Here is a 20,723-nt window from a genome sequence, read left to right as displayed (position 1 = left end):
GGACGATGTGGGAAGCGTTTGCCGACAATGGGTTTTTCTCCGCTTCCGCGGACCGTGTCGCAGTTAGTCAGCACACGTTCATATAGTGGGTTTATGGCTACAATTCCTGATATGAATGCAGATTCCACTTTCGCCCCACTTCCTCCGATTTTCGCCCAGCTTGGCCTCGCATATGACGATGTGCTGCTGCTGCCGAACGAGACGGATGTCATTCCGTCCGAAGTGGACACCACCACTCATCTCACCCGCAACATCACGATGAAGGTCCCGGCCATCTCTGCGGCCATGGACACCGTCACCGAGTCCGACATGGCCATCGCCATGGCCCGCAACGGCGGCATCGGCGTGCTGCACCGCAACCTTTCCATCGACGATCAGGCCGCCCAGGTCGACATCGTCAAGCGTTCTGAATCCGGCATGATCAACGACCCGCTCACCGTGAGCCCGGACGTGACCCTGGCCGACCTCGACAAGCTGTGCGGCCGCTTCCACATCTCCGGACTGCCGGTCGTGGACAAGGACAACAAGCTCGTCGGCATCATCACCAACCGTGACATGCGCTTCATCGCATCCGAGGATTACGACCGTTTGAAGGTCTCCGAAGTGATGACCCGCGAGAACCTCATCACCGGCCCGTCCAACATCTCCAAGGAAGATGCCCACGACCTGCTGGCCAAGCACAAGGTCGAGAAGCTGCCGCTGGTCGACGCCGAAGGCCACTTGACCGGCCTGATCACCGTCAAGGACTTCGTCAAGACCGAGCAGTATCCGGACGCCACCAAGGACGAGCAGGGCCGTCTGCGCGTCGCCGCAGGCATCGGCTTCCTCGGCGACGCTTACAACCGCGCCTCCGCCCTGATGGAGGCCGGCGTCGACGTGCTCGTGGTCGACACCGCCAACGGCGAGGCCAAGCTTGCCCTCGACATGATCCGTCGCCTCAAGTCCGACTCCGCGTTCGACGGCGTGGACATCATCGGCGGCAACGTCGCCACCCGCCATGGCGCGCAGGCCATGATCGACGCCGGCGTCGACGCCGTCAAGGTCGGCGTCGGCCCGGGCTCCATCTGCACCACCCGCGTGGTCGCCGGTGTCGGCGTCCCGCAGCTCACCGCCGTGTACGAGGCCGCCCAGGCCTGCCGCGCCGCTGGCGTGCCGTGCATCGCCGACGGTGGCATCCACTACTCCGGCGACATCGCCAAGGCCCTCGTGGCCGGCGCATCCTCCGTGATGCTTGGCGGCACCCTTGCGGGCTGCGAGGAAGCTCCGGGCGAGAAGGTGCTCCTGCACGGTAAGCAGTACAAGCTGTACCGTGGCATGGGCTCCCTGGGCGCCATGGCTCCGCGTGGCAAGAAGTCCTACTCCAAGGACCGTTACTTCCAGGCCGACGTCACCTCCAACGACAAGGTCGTTCCGGAAGGTGTCGAAGGCGAAGTGCCGTACCGCGGACCGCTCAACGCCGTGCTGTACCAGATGATCGGCGGCCTGCACCAGTCCATGTTCTACATCGGCGCCCACAACATCGCCGAGATGCCGGAACGTGGCAAGTTCATCCGCATCACCGATGCCGGTCTGCGCGAATCCCATCCGCACGACATCGTCATGACCGCCGAGGCGCCGAACTACTCCGGCCGTCAGTGAGCGTTCGGACGGCAGTCCGATTGAATGAAGTCCCGTCCCGTGGCATGAGCCGCGGAACGGGACTTCCCGTTTTTCACGGCACCCGTCGGCGATTCAAGTACCTACCCCGCGGTATCTTCGTATGTTCGGCCTGCGCAAAAGAACGTGGGACGAGGAACCCAAACCGAAACGAGGCAACGATGGTAGATGCACACGATGGCGAAACATACACGTCCGCAGGCTCGCGCCTGATCTGGATCGATTGCGAGATGACCGGATTGGACATCTTCGGCGGCGACGAGCTCGTCGAAGTGTCCGTGGTGCCGACCGACTTCGACCTGAACGTGCTCGACGAAGGCGTCGACTACGTGATCAAGCCCAGCCAGAAGGCCGTCGACCATATGAACGACTTCGTGCGCGCCATGCACACCCGTTCCGGACTGATCAACGAATGGGAGCACGGGCTGAGCCTCGACGAGGCGCAGACCAAGGTCATCGAATACGTCAAGCGGTTCACCCCGGACGGCGTCAAGCCCCTGCTCGCGGGCAATACCATCGGCTCCGACAAGAAATTCCTCGACCATTACATGCCGGATCTCATGGAGAACCTGCATTACCGCACCATCGACGTGAGTACCTTCAAGGAGCTCGCGCGCCGCTGGTATCCGGCCGTGTATCTCAACCGTCCTCCGAAGAACGGCGGCCACCGCGCGCTCGCCGACATCATCGAATCGCTTGACGAACTGCGCTACTATCGCAAGGCGTTCATGGCGCCGGTGCCTGGCCCGGACGAGACCGAGGCACAGGCCATCGCCGCGGACATCCAGCGCACCAGCCTGCTCAACAAGGACTGATCTCCTTCGGACATGACGTCCGAAGCGGCCGGCCATCCACAAACCGGCCGTCCACGGATCCACCTCAGGAAGGAAACCATATGACCGCAGCCGATTGGACTGCCATCAGCCAGCCGCAGGACATCCGCCTTGTGGTCGCCGACATGGACGGCACCCTGCTCGACGAGCACAGCGAGATTCCGGACGGATTCTGGCCGATGCTTGCCCGCCTCAAGAGCCAAGGCATCGAATTCGTGCCGGCCTCCGGACGCCAATACGCCACGTTGCGCAACATGTTCGCCGACAAGGCCGCGGAAATCCTCGGCGGGGGAGAGCTGTCCTACATCGCGGAAAACGGCAATGTGGTGGCGCTCGACGGCAAAGTCGTGGAAGTGCATGGCATCGATCTGGATGTCACGCGTCACGTCATCGACCTGGTCGATGAGGCCGCCGCTTCCGGCGAGCACAATGTGGGACTGGTGATATGCGGTCTCAATTCGGCCTACGTGCAGCGTTCCGACAAGCCGTTCCTCGACGAGGTGCGCAAATATTACGCGGCGCTGAGCATCGTGGACGATCTGCACGCGGTGCTGGACGTCGCCCAGGAACCGTCCGCCTACAAGCCGGGCGGCGGCGCCGAAATCGTACTGAAACTCGCGGTGCTCGACCTCGACGGCGCCGAACGCTTCACCAACGAGCATCTCGCGCATTTGCGCGCGGACTATCAGGTGGTCGTCTCCGGCAAGCTGTGGGTCGACATCATGAACGCCGAAACCGACAAAAGGCAGGGCGTCGAGGCGTTGCAACGCGTGCTCGGCGTCACATCCGCGCAGACGGCGGTGTTCGGCGACTACCTCAACGATCTGCTCATGCTTGAAGCGGGCGACTGGTCGTTCGCCATGGGCAACGCTCATCCCGATTTGAAGGCCGCCGCACGCTATATGGCGCCGTCGAATGTCGATCACGGTGTGCTCAAGGTCGTGGATAGGCTGGTTGCCTGACGATTCCGTTGCGTAGGACGCAGCGACACAGTGCGCGGCGGCGCAGGTGCGTGAACGTCATAGGTGGGTGACGTGGGGTACGGCACGTAAGGGCACGTAAGAAAGGTGGCGTAATGAGGCAGGACGAGGCGCTTGCGATTCTGAATTCCGGCGCGCCGGTCTTCCTGACGGGCGCGCCCGGTGCGGGCAAGACGTATGTTCTCAACGAATTCGTGCGTCAGGCGCGCGCCGACGGTGCGTCCGTGGCCGTCACCGCGTCGACCGGCATCGCGGCGACGCATATCAACGGCACCACCATCCATTCGTGGAGCGGCGTCGGATTGGCCACCGCGCTGACCGATAGCTTGGTCAAAACCATCCGCAGCCGTCGCAAACGCCGTCTGCAGGAAGCCGACATCCTCATCATCGACGAGGTCTCCATGCTTCACGCATGGCTGTTCGACATGGTCGACCAGGTCTGCCGCATCGTCCGGCATGACGAACGTCCGTTTGGCGGTCTGCAAGTGGTGCTGTCCGGCGATTTCTTCCAGCTTCCGCCGGTTTCGGTGTCGGGACGCAACAACGATCTGATCGCGCCAAGCCCCGAATTTCTGGCTTCCCGCGAACGCTACGCCGGAGCCGGACTCAATCCGGAGGGTTTCGTCACCGAATCGCTGGTATGGCGGGAACTCGACCCCGTCATCTGCTATCTGACCGAGCAGCATCGTCAGGATGACGGCAAGCTGTTGAACGTGCTGACCGACATCCGCGATGGAGCGGTGAACGACGCCGATCGCAACGTGCTGCTGACCCGACTTGGCGTGATGCCGGAGCCGGGCCAGCAGGCGGTGAATCTGTTCCCCGTCAACAGGCAGGCGGACGCGCTCAACGATCTGCGTCTGTTCGAAATCAAGGAGGAGCCGCACGAATACCTCGCCGAATCCGAAGGCTCGGCCAATATGGTGGAACGGCTGAAACGCAACATGCTTGCCCCCGAAAGGCTGTATCTCAAAACGGGCGCGGCGGTGATGGCGGTGCGCAACGATTCCGATCGCCAGTTCGTCAACGGATCGCTGGGCACCGTGCGCGGTTTTGCCGACCAATCGAAAGGTGGCTGGCCCATCGTCGAATTCGAAAACGGCAACATCGTCACCATGAAGCCGGCTTCTTGGGAAATGCAGGACGGCGACACCGTGCTGGCGACGGTCAAGCAGGTGCCGCTGCGCTGCGCGTGGGCCATCACCATCCACAAATCGCAGGGCATGACATTGGATCGCGCCGTGATGGATCTGCGACGCACGTTCGCGCCCGGTATGGGATATGTGGCGCTGTCGCGTGTGGAAAGCCTCGATGGCCTGTACCTGCAGGGCGTCAACGAGCGTATGTTCCTGGTATCGCCGGATGCGGTCCGATTGGATGGGCGATTGCGGACGGAATCGGCGTTGGCCGTCGGCGTATTGGCTCGGGAAGGCGTCGCTGCCTTCCGCAAACGTACATCGGGGGCTGTCGATGGAGCCGATGACGAGTTCGCGCAGGATGCGCTGTTCTGACGAATAAGGCGTCGGTCCGATGCCGACCATCAGGTTGCATCGGACCGACGCCTTATATGCCGATCGCCGGATATCCGGCGTCAGCCCATCGCTTGCAACGAGCGTGCGAGATCCGGGTCGAGTTCGTTCTCCTCTTCCTCGCTGGTCGGATCCGCGTCCCAGCAGCTGGTGACCGCGCAGGCCAGACCCACGAGCAGCCACACGGGATTGCGTTGCAGTGCTTCGAATCCGGGAATTGCGCGCGTGATGATGATCCACACCATCAGACCGGCCATGGCGGCCACGTTGAACGGTCTGCGCCAAGGCAGCGAGATCAGCGCCGCGCACAGCAGCGCCATGCTCAATCTCACCCACTTGTTCGCTCCGGTGAGCACTTCCGGTGTTGCCATGGCGAACACGAGATAGCAGATGATGCCGATCCAGCCGAGTTTGTTCCAAATCGAAATATGCGCGGTGATGTGACGCATGTCTTTCCTCTCCAGTGTTCCGCGCGGCGCATGCGATATGTTGAATTCGCCTGACGGAGTCTTCGTAAGGGTGATTATAAGCATTGTGCAAGACTTATTTATAAGTTTATAAATAAACGATTTCGCCAGTTTGCGAGGCCGTTCGATGCCGTTACGTCTGCTTGCCTGAGTAACTTTGGGCGTATGACCAAAGCACTTCGTATGTCTACCATGTTCCTGCGCACGCTGCGCGAGAACCCCGCCGATGCCGACGTCGTGTCGGACCAGCTTCTGCAGCGCGCCTGCTATCTGCGCAAGGCCGCTCCGGGCATCTGGACCTGGCTTCCGCTGGGTCTCAATGTGTTGAACAAGATCGAGAACATCATCCGCGAGGAGATGGCTTCAATCGACGCCCAGGAAGTCCACTTCTCCGGTCTGCTGCCGCGAGAACCGTACGAGGCCACCCACCGCTGGGAGGAGTACGGCGACAACATCTTCCGTCTGAAGGACCGCCACGAGGCCGACTACCTGCTGGCCCCGACCCACGAGGAGATGTTCACCCTGCTGGTCAAGGACCTGTACTCCTCGTACAAGGATCTGCCGGTCACCCTGTACCAGATCCAGACCAAGTACCGCGACGAGTTCCGTCCGCGCGCAGGCCTCATCCGCGGCCGTGAATTCATCATGAAGGACGCCTACTCCTTCACCCTCGACAAGGAAGGTCTCGTCAAGGCCTACATGGATGAGCGCGGCGCATACGAGCGCATCTTCAAGCGTCTCGACCTCGACTACGTGCCGGTGCACGCCATGGCAGGTCCGATGGGTGGTTTCGAATCCGAGGAATTCCTCGCCCCGATGGAGATCGGCGAGGACACCTTCGCTCAGTCCCCGTCCGGCAAGGCGTGGAACGTCGAGGCTCTGACCACTCCGGAACCGGAGGCGATCGACTATTCCAACACCCCGGCCGCCGAGAAGCGCCCGACGCCGAACGCCGAAACCATCGACAAGATGGTCGAATTCGCCAACGCCAACCATCCGCGCAGCGACGGCCGCGCATGGCAGGCCAGCGACATCCTGAAGAACGTCGTCATCGCCGTCAAGCATGCCGAGGACGAGAACCACGACAAGCCGTGGCGCGAACTCGTGGTCGTGGGCGTGCCCGGAGACCGCGTGGTGGACATGAAGCGCCTTGAGGCGCAGTTCGCCCCCGCCGAAATCGAGGAAGCCACCGAAGAGGACTTGAAGAAGCACCCCGAACTGGTCAAGGGCTACATCGGCCCGATGGTGCTCGGCCCGCAGGCTCGCGACGGCAAGAAGGCCGAGAATGCCAATGAGACCGGCGACGCGCTGCGCTACTTCGTGGACGCGCACATCGCCCGCGGCTCCGCATGGTTCACCGGCGCCGACGAGCATGAGGTGGATTACTACGACCTGGTGTACGGCCGCGACTTCGAGGCCGACGGCACCGTCGAGGCCGTTGAGGTGCGCCACGGCGATATGAGCCCGGACGGCTCCGGCCCCCTGAGCTTCGAACGCGGTGTGGAGATCGGCCAGGTGTTCCAGCTCGGCCTGAAGTACTCCAACGCGCTCGGCCTGAAGGTGCTCGACCAGAATGGCAAGGCCGTTCCGGTGTGGATGGGCTCCTATGGCATCGGCGTCTCCCGCGTGATGGCCTGCATCGCCGAGACCCACCACGACGAGAAGGGTCTGGCATGGCCGGCCGTTATCGCCCCCGCGCAGGTGCATGTGGTGGCCACCGGCAAGGACGCGGCTGCGTTCGAGGCTGCCGAGCGCTTGATCGCAGAACTTGAGGACAAGGGCATCGAGGTCATCTTCGATGACAGGAAGAAGGTGTCTCCGGGCGTCAAGTTCAAGGACGCCGAGCTCATCGGCGTGCCGATCATCGCCGTCGCCGGACGCGACACCGTCAACAACGGCACCATCGAAGTGCGCGACCGCAATGGCGAGAACGCCGAGGCGGTGCCGGTCGCGGACGCCGCGCAGGCCATCGCCGACCGTGTGGCGGCGCTGCTCAAGTAGTGATGCCGACAGACGCGTGACGCCGGGCTGATACGGCGTCGCACAACGATGGAAGACCATGCAGATTGCGTGGTCTTCCGTTTTTATGGGGAACTTCGTAAAAAATCTGCTCGCATATGGATTGTGGATGGGTGTGGAAAAGTCGAAATTATCCACCGGCTATCCACGACTCGCCCGGAGCACCGTTGGTTATCCACATTCGCCGTTTGGGCTTGCATATAGGCGGCCGCGTCGAAGATAGTGGTGACTACCGCGGAAACGCAAGGACGCGGGGAGGGCGCGCAGAGCTCCTGTCAACACCCACCTCCGACTGTGTGTCGCTTCCGCGCCGGCTTCGGCGCTTTCCGCGGACCATTTCCATCGAGTAGAAAGGCCGGTCATGGCACAGCAGCAAGGGCTCCTCACCGTCACGGGATACGTGGGCGGAAATCCCACCCAGTTCAATCGGGAAGGCATGCCTCATGCCAGTTCGTTCCGTCTGGCCAGCACCAGGCGGTATTTCGACGGCCGGACGCAGCAATGGCGGGATCTGCCGACCACATGGATCACAGTGAAGGCTTACCGTGGTCTTTCCGAAAGCATCTGCCAATCGTTCAAAAAAGGCGAGCCAGTCATCGTATCTGGTGTCCTGGCTTCGGAAAGCTGGGTGGATCAGAGCGGCAAGCGTCAGTCGAAGCTTGTTATGGAGGCGAACGCGGCGGGACATGACCTCAATTACGGAGTGTCCACGTTGCGCAGATTCGCCAAGCAGAACGACGGACAGGACACACGCGTGGAGCGGACTTCCGCACGCGATCCGTACGCGCGGAGCGACCGTCCGCAGGAGGTGGCTCCGGTCGAGGTGCTGGAGGAACGGAACGCCGATCCGGCCGAATCGTGGGAAGAACGGCCTGCCGGCATGGATGAAAACGCCGCCGAAGCCCCTCAGGAGGAGTTCGGCGGCGATGGATTCTGACGATTATCCGGCGATGGATCCGCTTGCGCGCTCCGTCACCAAATGCGCACCCGCTGTTCCGGTTCGAGCCACATACCGTCGCCCGGCTTCACGTCGAACGCTTTGTGGAACAGGTCCACATTGCGGGCGATGCCATTCGTGCGGCATTCGGCGGGGGAGTGGGGGTCGATCTGCAGATACTGCTCGGCCAGCTCGTCGCGATTCTTGGTGCGCCAGATCGAGGCATAGCTCAGGAAGAAACGCTGCAGGCCGGTGAAACCGTCGATTTCAGGGGCTTCGGCGAGCGAGGTCTCGATGGCCTCCATCGAACCGTCCTTGCTGCGACCCGCGGCCTCGTCGAGCGCGAATGCGTAAGCCTTAAGCGCGATGTTCACGCCGCTCAAGTCGCCGATGTTCTCGCCGATGGTCAGCGCGCCGTTGACGTGCGGAGCCTTCGACGGGTCGTCGACGTACTTCTCGGCGAGCTGCGTCGGCACGAACTCGTTGTACTGGTCGATGAGCTTCTGGGTGAGCGCCTTGAAATTGGCCTTGTCCTCTTCGGTCCACCAGTCGTTGAGCTTGCCGTCGCCGTCGTATTGCGCGCCCTGATCGTCGAAGCCGTGGCCGATTTCATGGCCGATCACGGCGCCGATGCCGCCGTAGTTCGCGGCATCCTCGGCATCCGGGTTGAAGAACGGCGGCTGCAAAATGGCGGCCGGGAACACGATCACGTTCATGGACGGCTCATAGTAGGCGTTCACCGTCTGCGGATTCATCAGCCATTCGTCCTTGTCCACGGCCTTGCCGACCTTGGCCAGCTGATAGCCGGTCTCGTACAGGTTCGCGGCGCGCATGTTCTCGGCGAAGCCAGCGTCCTCGCGCACGTCCAGCGCGGAGTAGTCGCGCCAATGGTTGGTGTATCCGATCTTCGGCACGAACTTGGAGAGCTTCTCCAAGGCCTTCTTCTTGGTCTCCTCACCAAGCCAGGCGGAGCTGGAGATGGACACGCGATAGGCGTCGATGAGGTTGCCGACCAGCTGCTCCATGCGCTGCTTGGACGTTTCGGGGAAGTGCCTCTTCACGTATTCGCGGCCGACATCCTCGCCGCACACGCCATTGACCAGCGAGACGCCGCGCTTCCAGCGAACGCGCTGCTCCTTCTGGCCGGACAGCGTCCTGCCGTAGAAATCGAAATTCGTCTCGTCGAATTCATGGGGAAGCTCCACGGCGGAGCCGATGATCACATGCACGCGGGCCCACAGTTTGAGGTCGTCCAGCGGGGTCTCCCGCCAGAATGCGTTGATTCCGGTGAGGAAGCTCGGCTCATGGACAATCGTGTGCTCGAACGAGCCGCGGAGGTCCAGGGGCTGCACGGCGGCGGCCGTGGTCGCATCGTAGGCGGTCTGCCAGGCCTCGATCCATGCGCCGAGGTCGAAATCGGCGAGCGTCGCCTGCAAGTCGGCGAAATCGGTCGGATTGTAGGTCTTCACCGAATCGCGGGTGGCCACATTGTCCCAATGGTTCGACGCGATGCGGGTCTCGACGTCGAGGAATCGCTTGGCCTGCGCGTCGGCGTCATCCGCGTCGGCAGCGAGATGCGCGTTCCTCAGCTGCTTGGAGACCATATCGACGTACGCCTCGCGGATCGGCGCGTAATGGTCCTCGCGGTAGTAGGCCTCATCCGGCAGTCCCAGACCGTCCTGCTCGATATGGATGACATTGGTCTCGGGCGCTCCCGGATCGCCGTAGACGGCGATGCCGAGCAGGTCGGGGCCTCCGGTCGGGTTCATCGCGCCAAGCGCGCGGGTGAGCGACGTCTTGTCCTCGGCCTTGTCGATGGCGTCGAGCTGGCTTTCGATGGCGGAAAGTCCGGCCTTGTCGATGGCGTCGACGTCGAGGAAGCTTTTGTACAGCGCACGCGATTTGGTCGCCGGGCAATCTTCCTCTTCAAGGATGTCACGGATCTGGTTCTCCGCGTCCTCGGCGAGCTTGTCGAAGGATCCGTAGCGGGAACGGTCGTCGGGAAGACGGTACATGTCGATCCACGGGCCGTTGACGTAACGGAACAGATCCTGCGCCGGGCCGGTCACGGCGGAGAACGATGCCGGATCGATGCCTGAAACCAAAGAATTCGTAGTATTGCTCATGGCTTCACCCTATCCATCTTTGATGACAAGACGGAGCGTTCCGGCCGATCGTCCGGGTGGAATCAGGCAGGAGGAATGCGGTTCGCCGCTGTATGGCCCGCGAAGTAGGGTTGAGGGCATGATTGAATTGAAAACTCCCAAAGAGATTGAAGCGATGAAGCCCGCGGGCCGTTTCGTCGGCGGCATCCTGCGCGACCTGAAGGATTTCACCAAAGTCGGCACCAATCTGCTGGAAATCGATGAATTCGTCCACAAGCGCATCGTGGACCGCAAGGGCGCCACGTCCTGCTATGTCGACTACGCTCCCGATTTCGGCACCGGCCCGTTCGCGCACTACATCTGCACGTCCGTGAACGACGCCGTGCTGCACGGCGTTCCGTACGATTACAACCTGAAGGACGGCGATCTGATCAGCCTCGATCTGGCGATCAACGTCGATGGCTGGGTCGCGGATTCCGCCATCAGCTTCTGCGTCGGCACGCAGCATCCCGACGACCTGCGTCTGATCAAGTGCACCGAAGAGGCGCTGGAAGCCGGCATCGCCGCCGCGCAGCCCGGCAACCGTCTGGGTGACGTTTCCTGCGCCGTCGGCGACGTCGCACGCGAGTACGGCTATCCGATCAACCTGGAATTCGGCGGCCACGGCGTAGGCCGCATCATGCACGGCGATCCGCATGTGCCGAACGACGGCAGGGCGCATCATGGCTACAAGCTGCGCCCGGGCCTGGTCATCGCTATCGAACCGTGGTTCCTCAAGACCACCGACGAGATCTACCAGGATCCGAAGGACGGCTGGACGCTGAAGAGCGAGGACGGCTCCCGTGGCGCGCACAGCGAGCACACCATCGCCATCACCGAGAACGGTCCGGAGATCCTCACCGTCCGCGACTAGTCCGCGCTTTGACATGCCCGTCAGGGGTCGTGCGATCACACGCACGGCCCCTTCGCTGTTCTGGCCATCGCACGGGCCCGGAAACGATGCGGGAACGTTCGCTTTTGAGACGGTGGACGCATGCCGAAACGCGTATGCCATATAGTTGACGATACTTTTTTGAATCGGTAAGGAGTGAACATATGGCCACAGCCAATCTGAGTGTGGAATCCAAGGACTTCACCCTGCCGGTGGTCGAGGCCACGGCGGGCGCGGACGGCATCGTGGTGTCCACGCTGCGCAATGATGGTTGGGTCACGCTCGATCCGGGCTTCCTGACCACCGCGCAGTGCGAATCGAAAATCACCTACATCGACGGCAAGAACTCCATCCTGCGCTACCGAGGCTATCCGATCGAGCAGCTGTGCGAGCAGTCCGACTTCCTGGAAGTGGCATGGTTGCTGCGGCACGGCGAACTGCCCAGCAAGGAGCAGTACGACCGCTTCATCTCCGACATCAACCACCGCACGATGGTGGGGGAGGACTTCCGCACCTTCATGGGTTCCTTCCTGCGCACCGCGCACCCGATGAGCGTGATGGCCTCCGCCGTCAACGCGCTCGCCACCTTCTACCCGGACACCACCGACATCAACGATTCCGACCAGCTTGACGAGGCGGCGACCATCATCATGGCCAAGGCCCGCACCATCGTGAGCTACATCTTCCGCCGCCGTCGCGATGAGCCGATGCTGTACCCGGATTACTCGCGTGGCTACGTCGACGATTTCCTGCGCATGTGCTTCGCCGTGCCGTACGAGCCGTTCGAATCCGACCCGCTGTACGTGCACGCGCTCGGCCGACTGCTCATCATCCACGCCGACCACGAGCAGAACTGCTCCACCTCCGTGGTACGCATCGCCGGTTCCGCGCACGCCAATCTGTATTCCGCGATCGCGGCTGGCATCAACGCGCTGTCCGGCCCGCTGCACGGAGGTGCGAACGAGGCCGTGCTCCGCCAGCTCAAGGCGATCCGCGATTCGGGCAAGACCGTCAAGGAGTTCGTGGAGGATGCCAAGGCCAATGGCCAGCGCATCTCCGGACTGGGCCACCGCGTCTACAAGTCGTATGATCCGCGTGCGGCCATCGCCAAGAGCTATCTGGAGAAGATCATGGCCCGCTCCGACACGTTGAAGCTGCCGGCCGACGAGCGCGCGCTGTTCGACGTGGCCACCGAGCTGGAGAAGATCGCATTGAACGACGACTACTTCGTCTCCCGCCACCTGTATCCGAACGTCGACTTCTACACCGGATTGATCTACCGCGCCATCGGCTTCGATCCGGCCATGTTCACCACGCTGTTCGCGCTTGGACGTATCCCCGGCTGGATCGCGCAGTACCGTGAGATGCTCGCCGATCCGAACACCAAGATCGGCCGCCCGCGCCAGGTCTACACTGGTTGCACGAAGCGCGATTACGTGCCGATGAACCAGCGCTGACCGCGGTCTCCGGCGTTTGCGCGGAACCGGTCTTCGAAACCGCGTCCGCGTCTGCCGCGGCTTGCCGCTACAGTGTTCCAAGGAACCAAAGAATCCAACGAACGGAACCTCCCATGGTTCCGGCATCCTCAAAGGAGCGTACACATGACTGATCAGCGTACCGCGTGGGGCTGGGGTCTGGCGAGCATCGACGCCGCCGGCAACACCTTGGACGTCTGGTATCCGGAACTCAAACTGGGACAGGCGCCTGCCGAATCCGCACGTCCGAACCATAATTTCGGCGCTATCGCACACGACGAGGCCGATGCGCGTGGCGTGCGCCGCGTGCCGGTTTTCACCGTGTCCAAGCTGGATGAGCCGATCGAGGACGCGGCCGACGCCTATCTACGTCTGCACCTGCTGAGCATGCGTCTGGCTAAGCCGAACACCTTGAACCTCGATGGCATTTTCGCCAAGCTGAACAATGTGGTGTGGACCAATTACGGTCCGTTCGCGGTCGAGGATTTCGCCCTGCGCAAACTCGATGTGATGGCCACCACGCGCCAGGCGGGCGCCGCGTTGGCTCCGCATGTCGATGTGAGCGTGCTGTCCATCGACAAATTCCCGCGCATGGTCGATTACGTTGTGCCGTCCGGCGTGCGCATCGGCGACGCCGACCGCGTGCGTCTGGGCGCTCACCTGTCCGAAGGCACCACCGTCATGCATGCCGGCTTCGTGAACTTCAACGCCGGCACCTTGGGTGTTTCCATGGTCGAGGGCCGTGTCTCCCAGGGCGTCGTGGTCGGCAACGGTTCCGACATCGGCGGCGGCGCGTCCATCATGGGCACCCTGTCCGGCGGCGGCAAGCTGAAGAACTCCATCGGCGAGCATTCCCTGCTTGGCGCGAACGCCGGCATCGGCATCTCTCTGGGCGACAATTGCGTGGTCGAGGCTGGCCTGTACGTCACGGCCGGAACCAAGGTCACCATCTACGACAAGGCCAAGGTCGCGGCCGGCGAGCCGCTCGAGACCGTCAAGGGCGCCGAGCTTTCCGGCAAGGACAACATCCTGTTCATCCGCAACTCCGTGTCCGGCCGTATCGAGGCACGCTATCGCAAGACCGGCATCGAGCTCAACGAAAAGCTCCATAAAAATTGAGAATCACACTGATCACCGTCGGCAAGGTCAAGGAAAAGTATTTGCGCGACGCCATCGCGGAATACTCGAAACGACTGGGCCGATATTGCAAGCTCGATATCGTCGAAGTGGCCGACGAGAAGACGCCGGAGCACGCCAGCGAAGGGCTCGAGCGGCAGATCAAGGCCAAGGAGGGCGAACGCATCGCCAAACATATCCGTTCCGATGCGTTCGTCATCGCCCTCGCCATCGAGGGAACCCAACTGACCAGCGAGCAGCTCGCCGCGAAGATTGACGGTCTTGGACTCCATGGCACCAGCCATATCCAATTCATCATCGGCGGCTCGTTGGGACTGGATCCGTCGATCCTCAAGCGTGCCGACTATCTGCTGAGCTTCTCCAAAATGACATTCCCCCATCAGCTGATGCGTGTGATTCTGCTTGAGCAGATTTACCGCGCCTACAAGATCAACGCGGGGGAGCCCTACCATAAATGATTCCGAAGGCTCCGGGCGAACGGCAAAGTAGGGATAACCGGGTATAGTGGCGCGTATGAGTGACTACAGGGACGAACGCGAGCAACGGGAACGCCGTCGGCGCGCTATGGTGCGCACGGTGTGCATCGTCATCGCCGCGGCGATGTTGCTGTGTCTGGTCATCCCCGCCATTTACGCGGGTCTTTGACGTTTCCGACCTGATGCGATCCGAAACGGGTCCCTGTTTCCAAGTGTGCGCGGACAGGTTCGCGGTCCGGCACGACGGGACGGGTATGTGGGCACGTGGAAAAATCCTATGGACCGCATCGGGGCCGTGCATGGCTCCATGGCAGAATAAAGCAAGAACGCAACAAGAAATGTATGGTGTGAACGATGGCAGAATTTGATTATTCCGAAGCGATTGGCGAGGCGCGCGCCAAATACGAGTCCATTTCCAAGGCGCTTGACGTCGACCGGCTGACCGCGGAGGCCAAGGAGCTCGAGGTGAAGGCCGCGGAGCCGGGGCTGTGGGACAACCCGGAGAACGCCCAGAAGGTGACCAGCAAGCTGTCCGCAGTGCAGTCGCAGCTCAAGCGTCTGGCCTCCGCGAGCCAGCGCATCGAGGATGTGGAGACCCTGGTCGAGCTCGGCCAGGAGGAAGAGGACGCAGACACCCTTGCGGAAGCCAAGTCCGAAGTCGAAAGCATCCAAAAGGACCTCGACGACATGGAGATCCAGACGTTGCTCGACGGCGAGTACGACGAGCGTTCCGCAGTGGTGACGATCCGTTCCGGCGCAGGCGGTGTGGACGCGGCCGATTTCGCGCAGATGCTGCTGCGCATGTACCTTCGTTGGGCTGAACGCAACGGATACAAGGCCAAGGTCATGGACACCTCCTATGCCGAGGAGGCGGGCATCAAGTCCGCCACCTTCCAGGTGGACGCTCCATACGCGTATGGACGACTGAGCGTGGAGGGCGGCACCCACCGTCTGGTGCGTATCTCCCCATTCGACAACCAGGGACGCCGCCAGACCAGCTTCGCCGCCGTGGAAGTGGTGCCGCTGGTCGAGGCCACCGACCACATCGACGTGCCTGATTCCGAAATCCGCGTCGACACCTACTGCTCCTCCGGTCCTGGCGGCCAGGGCGTGAACACCACGTATTCCGCGGTGCGCATCACCCATATTCCGACCGGCATCGTGGTGACCATGCAGGATGAGCGCTCGCAGATCCAGAACCGCGCCGCGGCCATGGCCGTGCTGCAGTCCCGACTGCTGGTGCTGCGCCACGAGGAGGAAGCCAAGAAGAAGAAGGAGCTCGCCGGAGACATCAAGGCCAGCTGGGGCGACCAGATGCGCTCCTATGTGCTGCATCCGTACCAGATGGTCAAGGATCTGCGCACCGGATACGAGACCTCGCAGACCCAGGCCGTATTCGACGGCGATATTGACGAGTTCATCGAGGCCGGCATCCGTTGGCGCCATGAGCAGCGTCGTGCGGCGGCTGAGGAGCAGGAAGCCTAAGCTACGGGCGGAGGAAGAATACGATGGCGCTGATCTCGCTTGAACATGTGAGCAAAGTCTATCCGAAGGGCACACGTCCCGCATTGGATGACATCGATCTCGATATCAATCGAGGCGATTTTGTCTTCCTTGTGGGCGCGTCCGGCTCCGGCAAGACCACCTTGCTGAGCCTGCTGCTGCGTGAGGAGGAGGCCACGGACGGCGAGATCCGCGTCGCCGGCAACGACCTAAGACGTCTGTCGGCACGGCAGGTGCCGCACTACCGTCGGCAGATCGGCTTCATCTTCCAGGATTTCAAGCTGCTCAACAACAAAACGGTGTGGGAAAACGTCGCGTTCGCCCTCGAAGTGATCGGCACGAGCCGTTCCACCATCAAATCGCTGGTGCCCAAAGTCCTACAGACCGTAGGCCTGACCGGCAAGGAGAACAATTACCCCCACGAGCTCTCCGGCGGCGAGGCCCAGCGTGTGGCCATCGCAAGGGCGTATGTGAACCATCCCCAGATTCTGCTTGCCGACGAGCCCACAGGCAACCTCGACCCGACCACGTCGCTCGGCATCATGGAGGTGCTGGACGCCATCAACCGTACCGGCACCACCATCGTCATGGCCACGCACAACGAAGAGATCGTCAACTCCATGCGCAAGCGCGTGGTGGAGTTGCACACAGGCAAAATCGTCCGCGACGAGCAACAGGGTTCCTACGATTCCGCGCTGTACTTCCCGGATGCCGAGGTCGAATCGAAATCGCAGCAGGCGCTAGGCGTCACCGACCGCAATGCGCAGTTCCGCCAGCACGGTTCCAACGAAATCGCCGACGACACCGACGGAACCGTCGACGTGGAAGGCTCGACGCGTGCCGAGACCGCGGTGAACGCGGCCGATATGGTTGCAGCGGCACTAACCGATGGCAAAGGCGATGCGGGTATCGCGCGTCTCGCGAATTCCGTGCATTCCGGACGTACCGGACGTTACGGCGAGGCCTTCGCCTCGGTGGAGACCACGCTGACCTGGGGTAAGGGTCTCAAACTCGACGAGATGGCCGAGCATGAGGATCATGAGGATAAGGATGCCCGTTTCAAGAGGCCGGCCGAAGCCGATGTCTCCGAAAACGACGCGGCCGATGACACCAACACGGCGTCTGAACCGCCGGCGCCGCCCGTGTCCCTCACGCCTCCGGCTCCTCCGGCCCCTCCGGCAGGCCATGATGACAACAGCAAGGAAGACGAGGTGAACGACTGATGCGCCTGCGTTTCATTCTTTCCGAAACCTGGAACAGCCTCAAGCGGAACGTGCCGATGCTGCTTTCGGTGATGCTTGTCACCTTCATCTCCTTCCTGTTCATCGGAGCTTCGGTGCTGACCCAGGCCCAGATCACCAGAGCCAAGGGCGACTGGTATTCCAAGGTCGAGGTTGTGGTGTGGATGTGCCCCGACGGCGCGAGCCAGTCGGTGAACTGCTCATCGGGAACCGCGGCCACCGCGCAGCAGATCAACGATCTGCAGAAGACCATTCGCAACGAGCTGCCCAATGACGTTTCGAAGATCACCTTCGTGAGCAAGCAGAAGTTCTACAAGGACACGTTCCTCAAGCAGTACCCCAACGGTGAATACCAAGGGCGCACGCTGACCGCGGATGACATGCAGGATTCGCTGTGGCTGAAGCTGAAGAATCCGGAGAAGTACCAGGTGGTCTCCGAAGTGCTGTCCGGCAAGGACGGTGTTGACACCGTCAGCGACCAGCGTCAGATCTTCGAACCGGTGTTCGCCGTGCTGAACAAGGCCACCGTCGCCACCGCGTCGCTCGCAATGGTGATGGTCGTCGTGGCCATTCTGTTGACGGGCACCACCATCCGCATGTCAGCCGCCTCCCGCAGAACCGAGACGGAGATCATGCGATTGGTCGGCGCGTCGAATTGGACGATTCGGTTGCCGTTCATCCTGGAAGGCGTGGTCGCCTCGCTGGTTGGATCGCTTTTGTCGTGCGTCACCCTGTCGGCGTTGGTGAAGGTCTTCATCACGGACGGTCTGGCGAATTCCATCAAATGGATCCCCTTCGTCAACCAGATGTCGGTGCTGTACGTTTCCCCGATTCTCATTCTGGGGGCTGTGCTGCTGTCGATTATCGCATCGATGGTTTCCCTGCGTAAATACCTGCGTACGTGATGCGCGGCTGCGATGAAACGGACGATTCCATACAAGTGATGGTAAGGTGTGAGATACAGTGGAAGGACATGACCGTATGAATAACGCGAAAGCCTGCAGGACGGTCGCAGCCATGCTTGCCACAGGCGCAATGTGCGCCACGATGGCGGTAGCTCCGTTCTCGCCCATGGTCGAGCGGGTCGAAGCTGCGAATACCTATAGCAAATTGTTGAACGCCCAGAACAAAAAGGCCGCAAGCGCCCAGCGCGAGGCTCAGCTTCGTTCCCAGTTGGCCGGTGTGAAATCCGATCTGGCGGACAAGATTGTGGAGCTTGACGAGCTGACGAATACCAAGATTCCGGCGGCGCAGGCCGCTGTGGAACAGGCCAACGCCGATGCCGCCTCCGCGCAGAGCGAGGCGGAGGCGGCAGCCTCCCGTCTTGAGGCCGCACAGAAGGACAAGGCCAATCTCGAGGCGCAGATCGAGCAGACCGGCAAGGACTATGACGACGCGCACGCCGCCGTGGCGCAGATGGCTCGTGAGGATCTTCACGGCTCCGACGCCTCTACGGTGATGAGCGTGGTGACGGGCGCCACCAGCACCCAGGAATTCATCAATTCCATGCAATCGCGCGACGCCTTGTCGAGGACGGAATCCAATGCGGCCACGGATGCCGCGAACACGCTGAACACGTCCATGAACCGTGGCGAGCGTCTTGCGGCAATCGAAAAGCAGATCGCTAAGCTGAAGTCCACGGCTGACGAGAAGGCCGCCTCGGCGCAGCAGGCGGCGGCCGACGCGCAGTCGCAACGTGACGCGCTCGACCAGCTGCGTGCGGAAGGCGAGACGCGCCGTGCAAGCCTGGAAAGCCAGCAATCGGAATTGAAGGGAAGCGTGGCCCAGCAGGCCGCGCAGACCGTGCTGCTGCAATCGCAGGTCGATTCCTTCAACCGCCAGTACGCCGCGGAGCAGGCGGCAGCCGCAAATCAGACGAACAGCGGAAGCCAGGGGCAGACCAAACCGAACACCAACGGAAACAACAAGCCGAATACGGGCGGAAACAACAATTCGAACACGAACAACGGTGGCGGCACTCCGGCGCCGACCCCCACTCCGACCCCCACGCCCGGCAACAATACGGGTCAGGGAACGTCGAATGGTGATTACGGCAACGCCTATGCCGGTGGACAGTGCACGTGGTGGGCCTACAACCGCCGCAAGCAGATGGGCATCAACACGCCGTCCTATCTGGGTAATGGCGGCCAGTGGTATCTGACCGCGCCATCGTATGGTCTGCGTGTGGATCACAACCCGCAGGTCGGCGCAGCCCTGTCCTTCCTGCCCGGACAGGCCGGTGCGGACGGCTTCTACGGACATGTCGCCGTCGTTGAATCGGTGAGTGGAAGCACCATCACCATCTCCGAGATGAATGTGGTCGGCCCTTACGTGGTGTCGTACCGCACACTGTACAACGCTTCCCAGTTCTGGTACGTGCACTGATCCGGCGTCACACACCATGGGATGTGCGAAGGCGCGTCGTCCGTGCGATCGGGCGGCGCGCCTTCATGATATTGTCGGGGAAGCCGCGTTGCAGACAATACGTATACGGTTCATACAGTGAAGCACAGTGGCAGTGAGACACAGTGGACCGTGGAACCGGAAAGGAGGTCCGATATGGCGAAGGAACAGGGAACCAAGCCGATCGCGCAGAACAAGAAGGCGCGTCACGACTATGCCATCGAGGACAAGTATGAGGCCGGTCTCGTGCTGACCGGCACCGAAGTGAAATCGCTTCGTGAGGGACGTGCGTCGTTGGCTGAATCGTTCATCACCATCGACCGTCGTGGGGAGATGTGGCTTGAGGGTGCGAATATCCCCGAATATCTGAACGGCACGTGGAACAACCACGCCCCCAAGCGCAAGCGCAAGCTGCTGCTGCATGCCGCGCAGATTGACAAACTGGCCCGGCAGAGCCAGGCCAAGGGATTCACCATCATTCCGTTGAGCCTCTACTTCAAGGATGGTCGTGTGAAGGTGGAGATCGCGCTGGCTCGTGGCAAGAAGGAATTCGATAAGAGGCAGTCGCTGCGTGAGGAGCAGGACAAACGCGAGGCGCTGCGTGCCATGCGGTATGCCAACAAGCAAGTGCGATAATCGGAAAATTTCCGATTTCACATGCTGAAAGAACGTTGATACAAGAAATTTTTTGTAACATGCCCTCTTTACGCTAGGATACGTGTTCGGTCATACGCACTGAAGAATCCATAGGAGAAGAGAACATGCAGGCAGGAAAAACCTTGAAATCGGCCGTCGCGTTCATGCTGGGGGCGGCTATGCTCGTCACTGGCGCGGCATGCGGAACCAGCGACGCGGATGACGCCTCGTCGCAATCCGGCGCGAAATCCGGCGAAATGACAGGATACGACGTCTCCGGCGTGAAGAAGGACGACGCGATCGCCAAACTGGTGCCGGATTATGTCACCAAGGACGGCAAACTGACGATTGGCATGGACACGTCGTACGCTCCGGCCGAATTCCTGGCATCCGAC

Annotated in this window: 18 protein-coding genes and 1 pseudogene; 17 read left to right on the top strand and 2 right to left on the bottom strand. The window is 61.7% G+C overall.

The genetic code is table 11. The features are described from left to right. Positions 1-93 precede the first annotated feature (93 nt). The 4 genes from guaB to OU26_RS07960 all read left to right on the top strand — a co-directional run bounded on the left by guaB (position 94) and on the right by OU26_RS07960 (position 4,980). On the top strand, positions 94-1,638 hold the full coding sequence (gene guaB / locus OU26_RS07975) for an IMP dehydrogenase (RefSeq protein WP_026646278.1): 1,545 nt from the start codon (positions 94-96) through the stop codon (positions 1,636-1,638). Between the two features lie 179 nt (positions 1,639-1,817). Then, complete coding sequence (gene orn, locus OU26_RS07970; RefSeq protein ID WP_026646279.1) at positions 1,818-2,471, top strand: oligoribonuclease; 654 nt, start codon at positions 1,818-1,820, stop codon at positions 2,469-2,471. Between the two features lie 80 nt (positions 2,472-2,551). Beyond that, positions 2,552-3,451, top strand: a complete 900-nt coding sequence (locus OU26_RS07965; RefSeq protein WP_026646280.1) for a Cof-type HAD-IIB family hydrolase — start codon at positions 2,552-2,554, stop codon at positions 3,449-3,451. 113 nt (positions 3,452-3,564) lie between these two features. Further along, positions 3,565-4,980, top strand: a complete 1,416-nt coding sequence (locus OU26_RS07960) for a DEAD/DEAH box helicase (protein ID WP_026646281.1) — start codon at positions 3,565-3,567, stop codon at positions 4,978-4,980. Between the two features lie 80 nt (positions 4,981-5,060). Here OU26_RS07960 and OU26_RS07955 read toward each other — a convergent pair whose 3' ends face one another. Then, positions 5,061-5,447: a hypothetical protein gene (locus OU26_RS07955; RefSeq protein ID WP_026646282.1), complete on the bottom strand. Its 387-nt coding sequence runs from the start codon at positions 5,445-5,447 to the stop codon at positions 5,061-5,063. Between the two features lie 183 nt (positions 5,448-5,630). Here OU26_RS07955 and OU26_RS07950 point away from each other — a divergent pair, with 183 nt between their 5' ends. After that, positions 5,631-7,466, top strand: coding sequence for a proline--tRNA ligase (locus OU26_RS07950; RefSeq protein ID WP_026646283.1), 1,836 nt, complete (start codon positions 5,631-5,633; stop codon positions 7,464-7,466). Between the two features lie 379 nt (positions 7,467-7,845). Continuing rightward, positions 7,846-8,421, top strand: a complete 576-nt coding sequence (locus tag OU26_RS07945) for a single-stranded DNA-binding protein (protein ID WP_026646284.1) — start codon at positions 7,846-7,848, stop codon at positions 8,419-8,421. A gap of 35 nt (positions 8,422-8,456) precedes the next feature. Here the strand turns inward: OU26_RS07945 and OU26_RS07940 are convergent, their stop codons facing one another. Further along, positions 8,457-10,547 (bottom strand): M13 family metallopeptidase, encoded by a 2,091-nt coding sequence (locus tag OU26_RS07940; RefSeq protein ID WP_026646285.1) that lies wholly within the window; start codon positions 10,545-10,547, stop codon positions 8,457-8,459. Between the two features lie 118 nt (positions 10,548-10,665). Between OU26_RS07940 and map the strand changes: the two genes are divergently transcribed. The 11 genes and pseudogenes from map to OU26_RS07890 all read left to right on the top strand — a co-directional run. Beyond that, on the top strand, positions 10,666-11,439 hold the full coding sequence (gene map, locus OU26_RS07935; protein WP_026646286.1) for a type I methionyl aminopeptidase: 774 nt from the start codon (positions 10,666-10,668) through the stop codon (positions 11,437-11,439). Positions 11,440-11,621: 182 nt separating this feature from the next. Next, on the top strand, positions 11,622-12,914 hold the full coding sequence (locus tag OU26_RS07930) for a citrate synthase (protein ID WP_026646287.1): 1,293 nt from the start codon (positions 11,622-11,624) through the stop codon (positions 12,912-12,914). A 144-nt stretch (positions 12,915-13,058) separates the two neighbouring features. Further along, a complete protein-coding gene (gene dapD, locus OU26_RS07925) occupies positions 13,059-14,051 on the top strand; it encodes a 2,3,4,5-tetrahydropyridine-2,6-dicarboxylate N-succinyltransferase (RefSeq protein ID WP_026646288.1) in 993 nt (330 codons plus the stop codon). After that, positions 14,048-14,527, top strand: coding sequence for a 23S rRNA (pseudouridine(1915)-N(3))-methyltransferase RlmH (gene rlmH, locus OU26_RS07920; RefSeq protein ID WP_026646289.1), 480 nt, complete (start codon positions 14,048-14,050; stop codon positions 14,525-14,527). Before dapD ends, rlmH begins: the two co-directional genes overlap by 4 nt. Positions 14,528-14,582: 55 nt before the next feature. Beyond that, positions 14,583-14,714 (top strand): hypothetical protein, encoded by a 132-nt coding sequence (locus OU26_RS10660; protein WP_272944584.1) that lies wholly within the window; start codon positions 14,583-14,585, stop codon positions 14,712-14,714. Positions 14,715-14,899: 185 nt separating this feature from the next. Next, a complete protein-coding gene (gene prfB, locus OU26_RS07915) occupies positions 14,900-16,030 on the top strand; it encodes a peptide chain release factor 2 (RefSeq protein WP_026646290.1) in 1,131 nt (376 codons plus the stop codon). A gap of 23 nt (positions 16,031-16,053) precedes the next feature. After that, positions 16,054-17,271: a cell division ATP-binding protein FtsE gene (gene ftsE, locus OU26_RS07910; RefSeq protein ID WP_026646291.1), complete on the top strand. Its 1,218-nt coding sequence runs from the start codon at positions 16,054-16,056 to the stop codon at positions 17,269-17,271. Beyond that, on the top strand, positions 17,271-18,194 hold the full coding sequence (gene ftsX / locus OU26_RS07905; protein WP_026646292.1) for a permease-like cell division protein FtsX: 924 nt from the start codon (positions 17,271-17,273) through the stop codon (positions 18,192-18,194). Before ftsE ends, ftsX begins: the two co-directional genes overlap by 1 nt. Positions 18,195-18,270: 76 nt before the next feature. After that, the gene (locus tag OU26_RS07900) at positions 18,271-19,674 is read left to right on the top strand and encodes a CHAP domain-containing protein (RefSeq protein ID WP_026646293.1); all 1,404 of its coding nucleotides are present in this window, start codon (positions 18,271-18,273) and stop codon (positions 19,672-19,674) included. Positions 19,675-19,848: 174 nt separating this feature from the next. Then, the gene (gene smpB / locus OU26_RS07895; RefSeq protein ID WP_026646294.1) at positions 19,849-20,328 is read left to right on the top strand and encodes an SsrA-binding protein SmpB; all 480 of its coding nucleotides are present in this window, start codon (positions 19,849-19,851) and stop codon (positions 20,326-20,328) included. Between the two features lie 125 nt (positions 20,329-20,453). Next, a pseudogene (locus OU26_RS07890) lies at positions 20,454-20,723 on the top strand (ABC transporter substrate-binding protein); the annotation flags it as partial.

This window comes from Bifidobacterium ruminantium DSM 6489, from assembly GCF_000770925.1.
Classification (GTDB): domain Bacteria; phylum Actinomycetota; class Actinomycetes; order Actinomycetales; family Bifidobacteriaceae; genus Bifidobacterium; species Bifidobacterium ruminantium.
This window is presented reverse-complemented; position numbering and strand designations above follow the sequence as displayed.

What these genes read in the sequence shown, in the direction of transcription:
- guaB (WP_026646278.1), top strand. Translation starts at nt 94, where the DNA reads ATGGCTACAATTCCTGATATGAATGCAGATTCCACTTTCGCCCCACTT.
- orn (WP_026646279.1), top strand. Translation starts at nt 1,818, where the DNA reads ATGGTAGATGCACACGATGGCGAAACATACACGTCCGCAGGCTCGCGC.
- OU26_RS07965 (WP_026646280.1), top strand. Translation starts at nt 2,552, where the DNA reads ATGACCGCAGCCGATTGGACTGCCATCAGCCAGCCGCAGGACATCCGC.
- OU26_RS07960 (WP_026646281.1), top strand. Translation starts at nt 3,565, where the DNA reads ATGAGGCAGGACGAGGCGCTTGCGATTCTGAATTCCGGCGCGCCGGTC.
- OU26_RS07955 (WP_026646282.1), bottom strand. Translation starts at nt 5,447, where the DNA reads ATGCGTCACATCACCGCGCATATTTCGATTTGGAACAAACTCGGCTGG.
- OU26_RS07950 (WP_026646283.1), top strand. Translation starts at nt 5,631, where the DNA reads ATGACCAAAGCACTTCGTATGTCTACCATGTTCCTGCGCACGCTGCGC.
- OU26_RS07945 (WP_026646284.1), top strand. Translation starts at nt 7,846, where the DNA reads ATGGCACAGCAGCAAGGGCTCCTCACCGTCACGGGATACGTGGGCGGA.
- OU26_RS07940 (WP_026646285.1), bottom strand. Translation starts at nt 10,547, where the DNA reads ATGAGCAATACTACGAATTCTTTGGTTTCAGGCATCGATCCGGCATCG.
- map (WP_026646286.1), top strand. Translation starts at nt 10,666, where the DNA reads ATGATTGAATTGAAAACTCCCAAAGAGATTGAAGCGATGAAGCCCGCG.
- OU26_RS07930 (WP_026646287.1), top strand. Translation starts at nt 11,622, where the DNA reads ATGGCCACAGCCAATCTGAGTGTGGAATCCAAGGACTTCACCCTGCCG.
- dapD (WP_026646288.1), top strand. Translation starts at nt 13,059, where the DNA reads ATGACTGATCAGCGTACCGCGTGGGGCTGGGGTCTGGCGAGCATCGAC.
- OU26_RS10660 (WP_272944584.1), top strand. Translation starts at nt 14,583, where the DNA reads ATGAGTGACTACAGGGACGAACGCGAGCAACGGGAACGCCGTCGGCGC.
- prfB (WP_026646290.1), top strand. Translation starts at nt 14,900, where the DNA reads ATGGCAGAATTTGATTATTCCGAAGCGATTGGCGAGGCGCGCGCCAAA.
- ftsE (WP_026646291.1), top strand. Translation starts at nt 16,054, where the DNA reads ATGGCGCTGATCTCGCTTGAACATGTGAGCAAAGTCTATCCGAAGGGC.
- ftsX (WP_026646292.1), top strand. Translation starts at nt 17,271, where the DNA reads ATGCGCCTGCGTTTCATTCTTTCCGAAACCTGGAACAGCCTCAAGCGG.
- OU26_RS07900 (WP_026646293.1), top strand. Translation starts at nt 18,271, where the DNA reads ATGAATAACGCGAAAGCCTGCAGGACGGTCGCAGCCATGCTTGCCACA.
- smpB (WP_026646294.1), top strand. Translation starts at nt 19,849, where the DNA reads ATGGCGAAGGAACAGGGAACCAAGCCGATCGCGCAGAACAAGAAGGCG.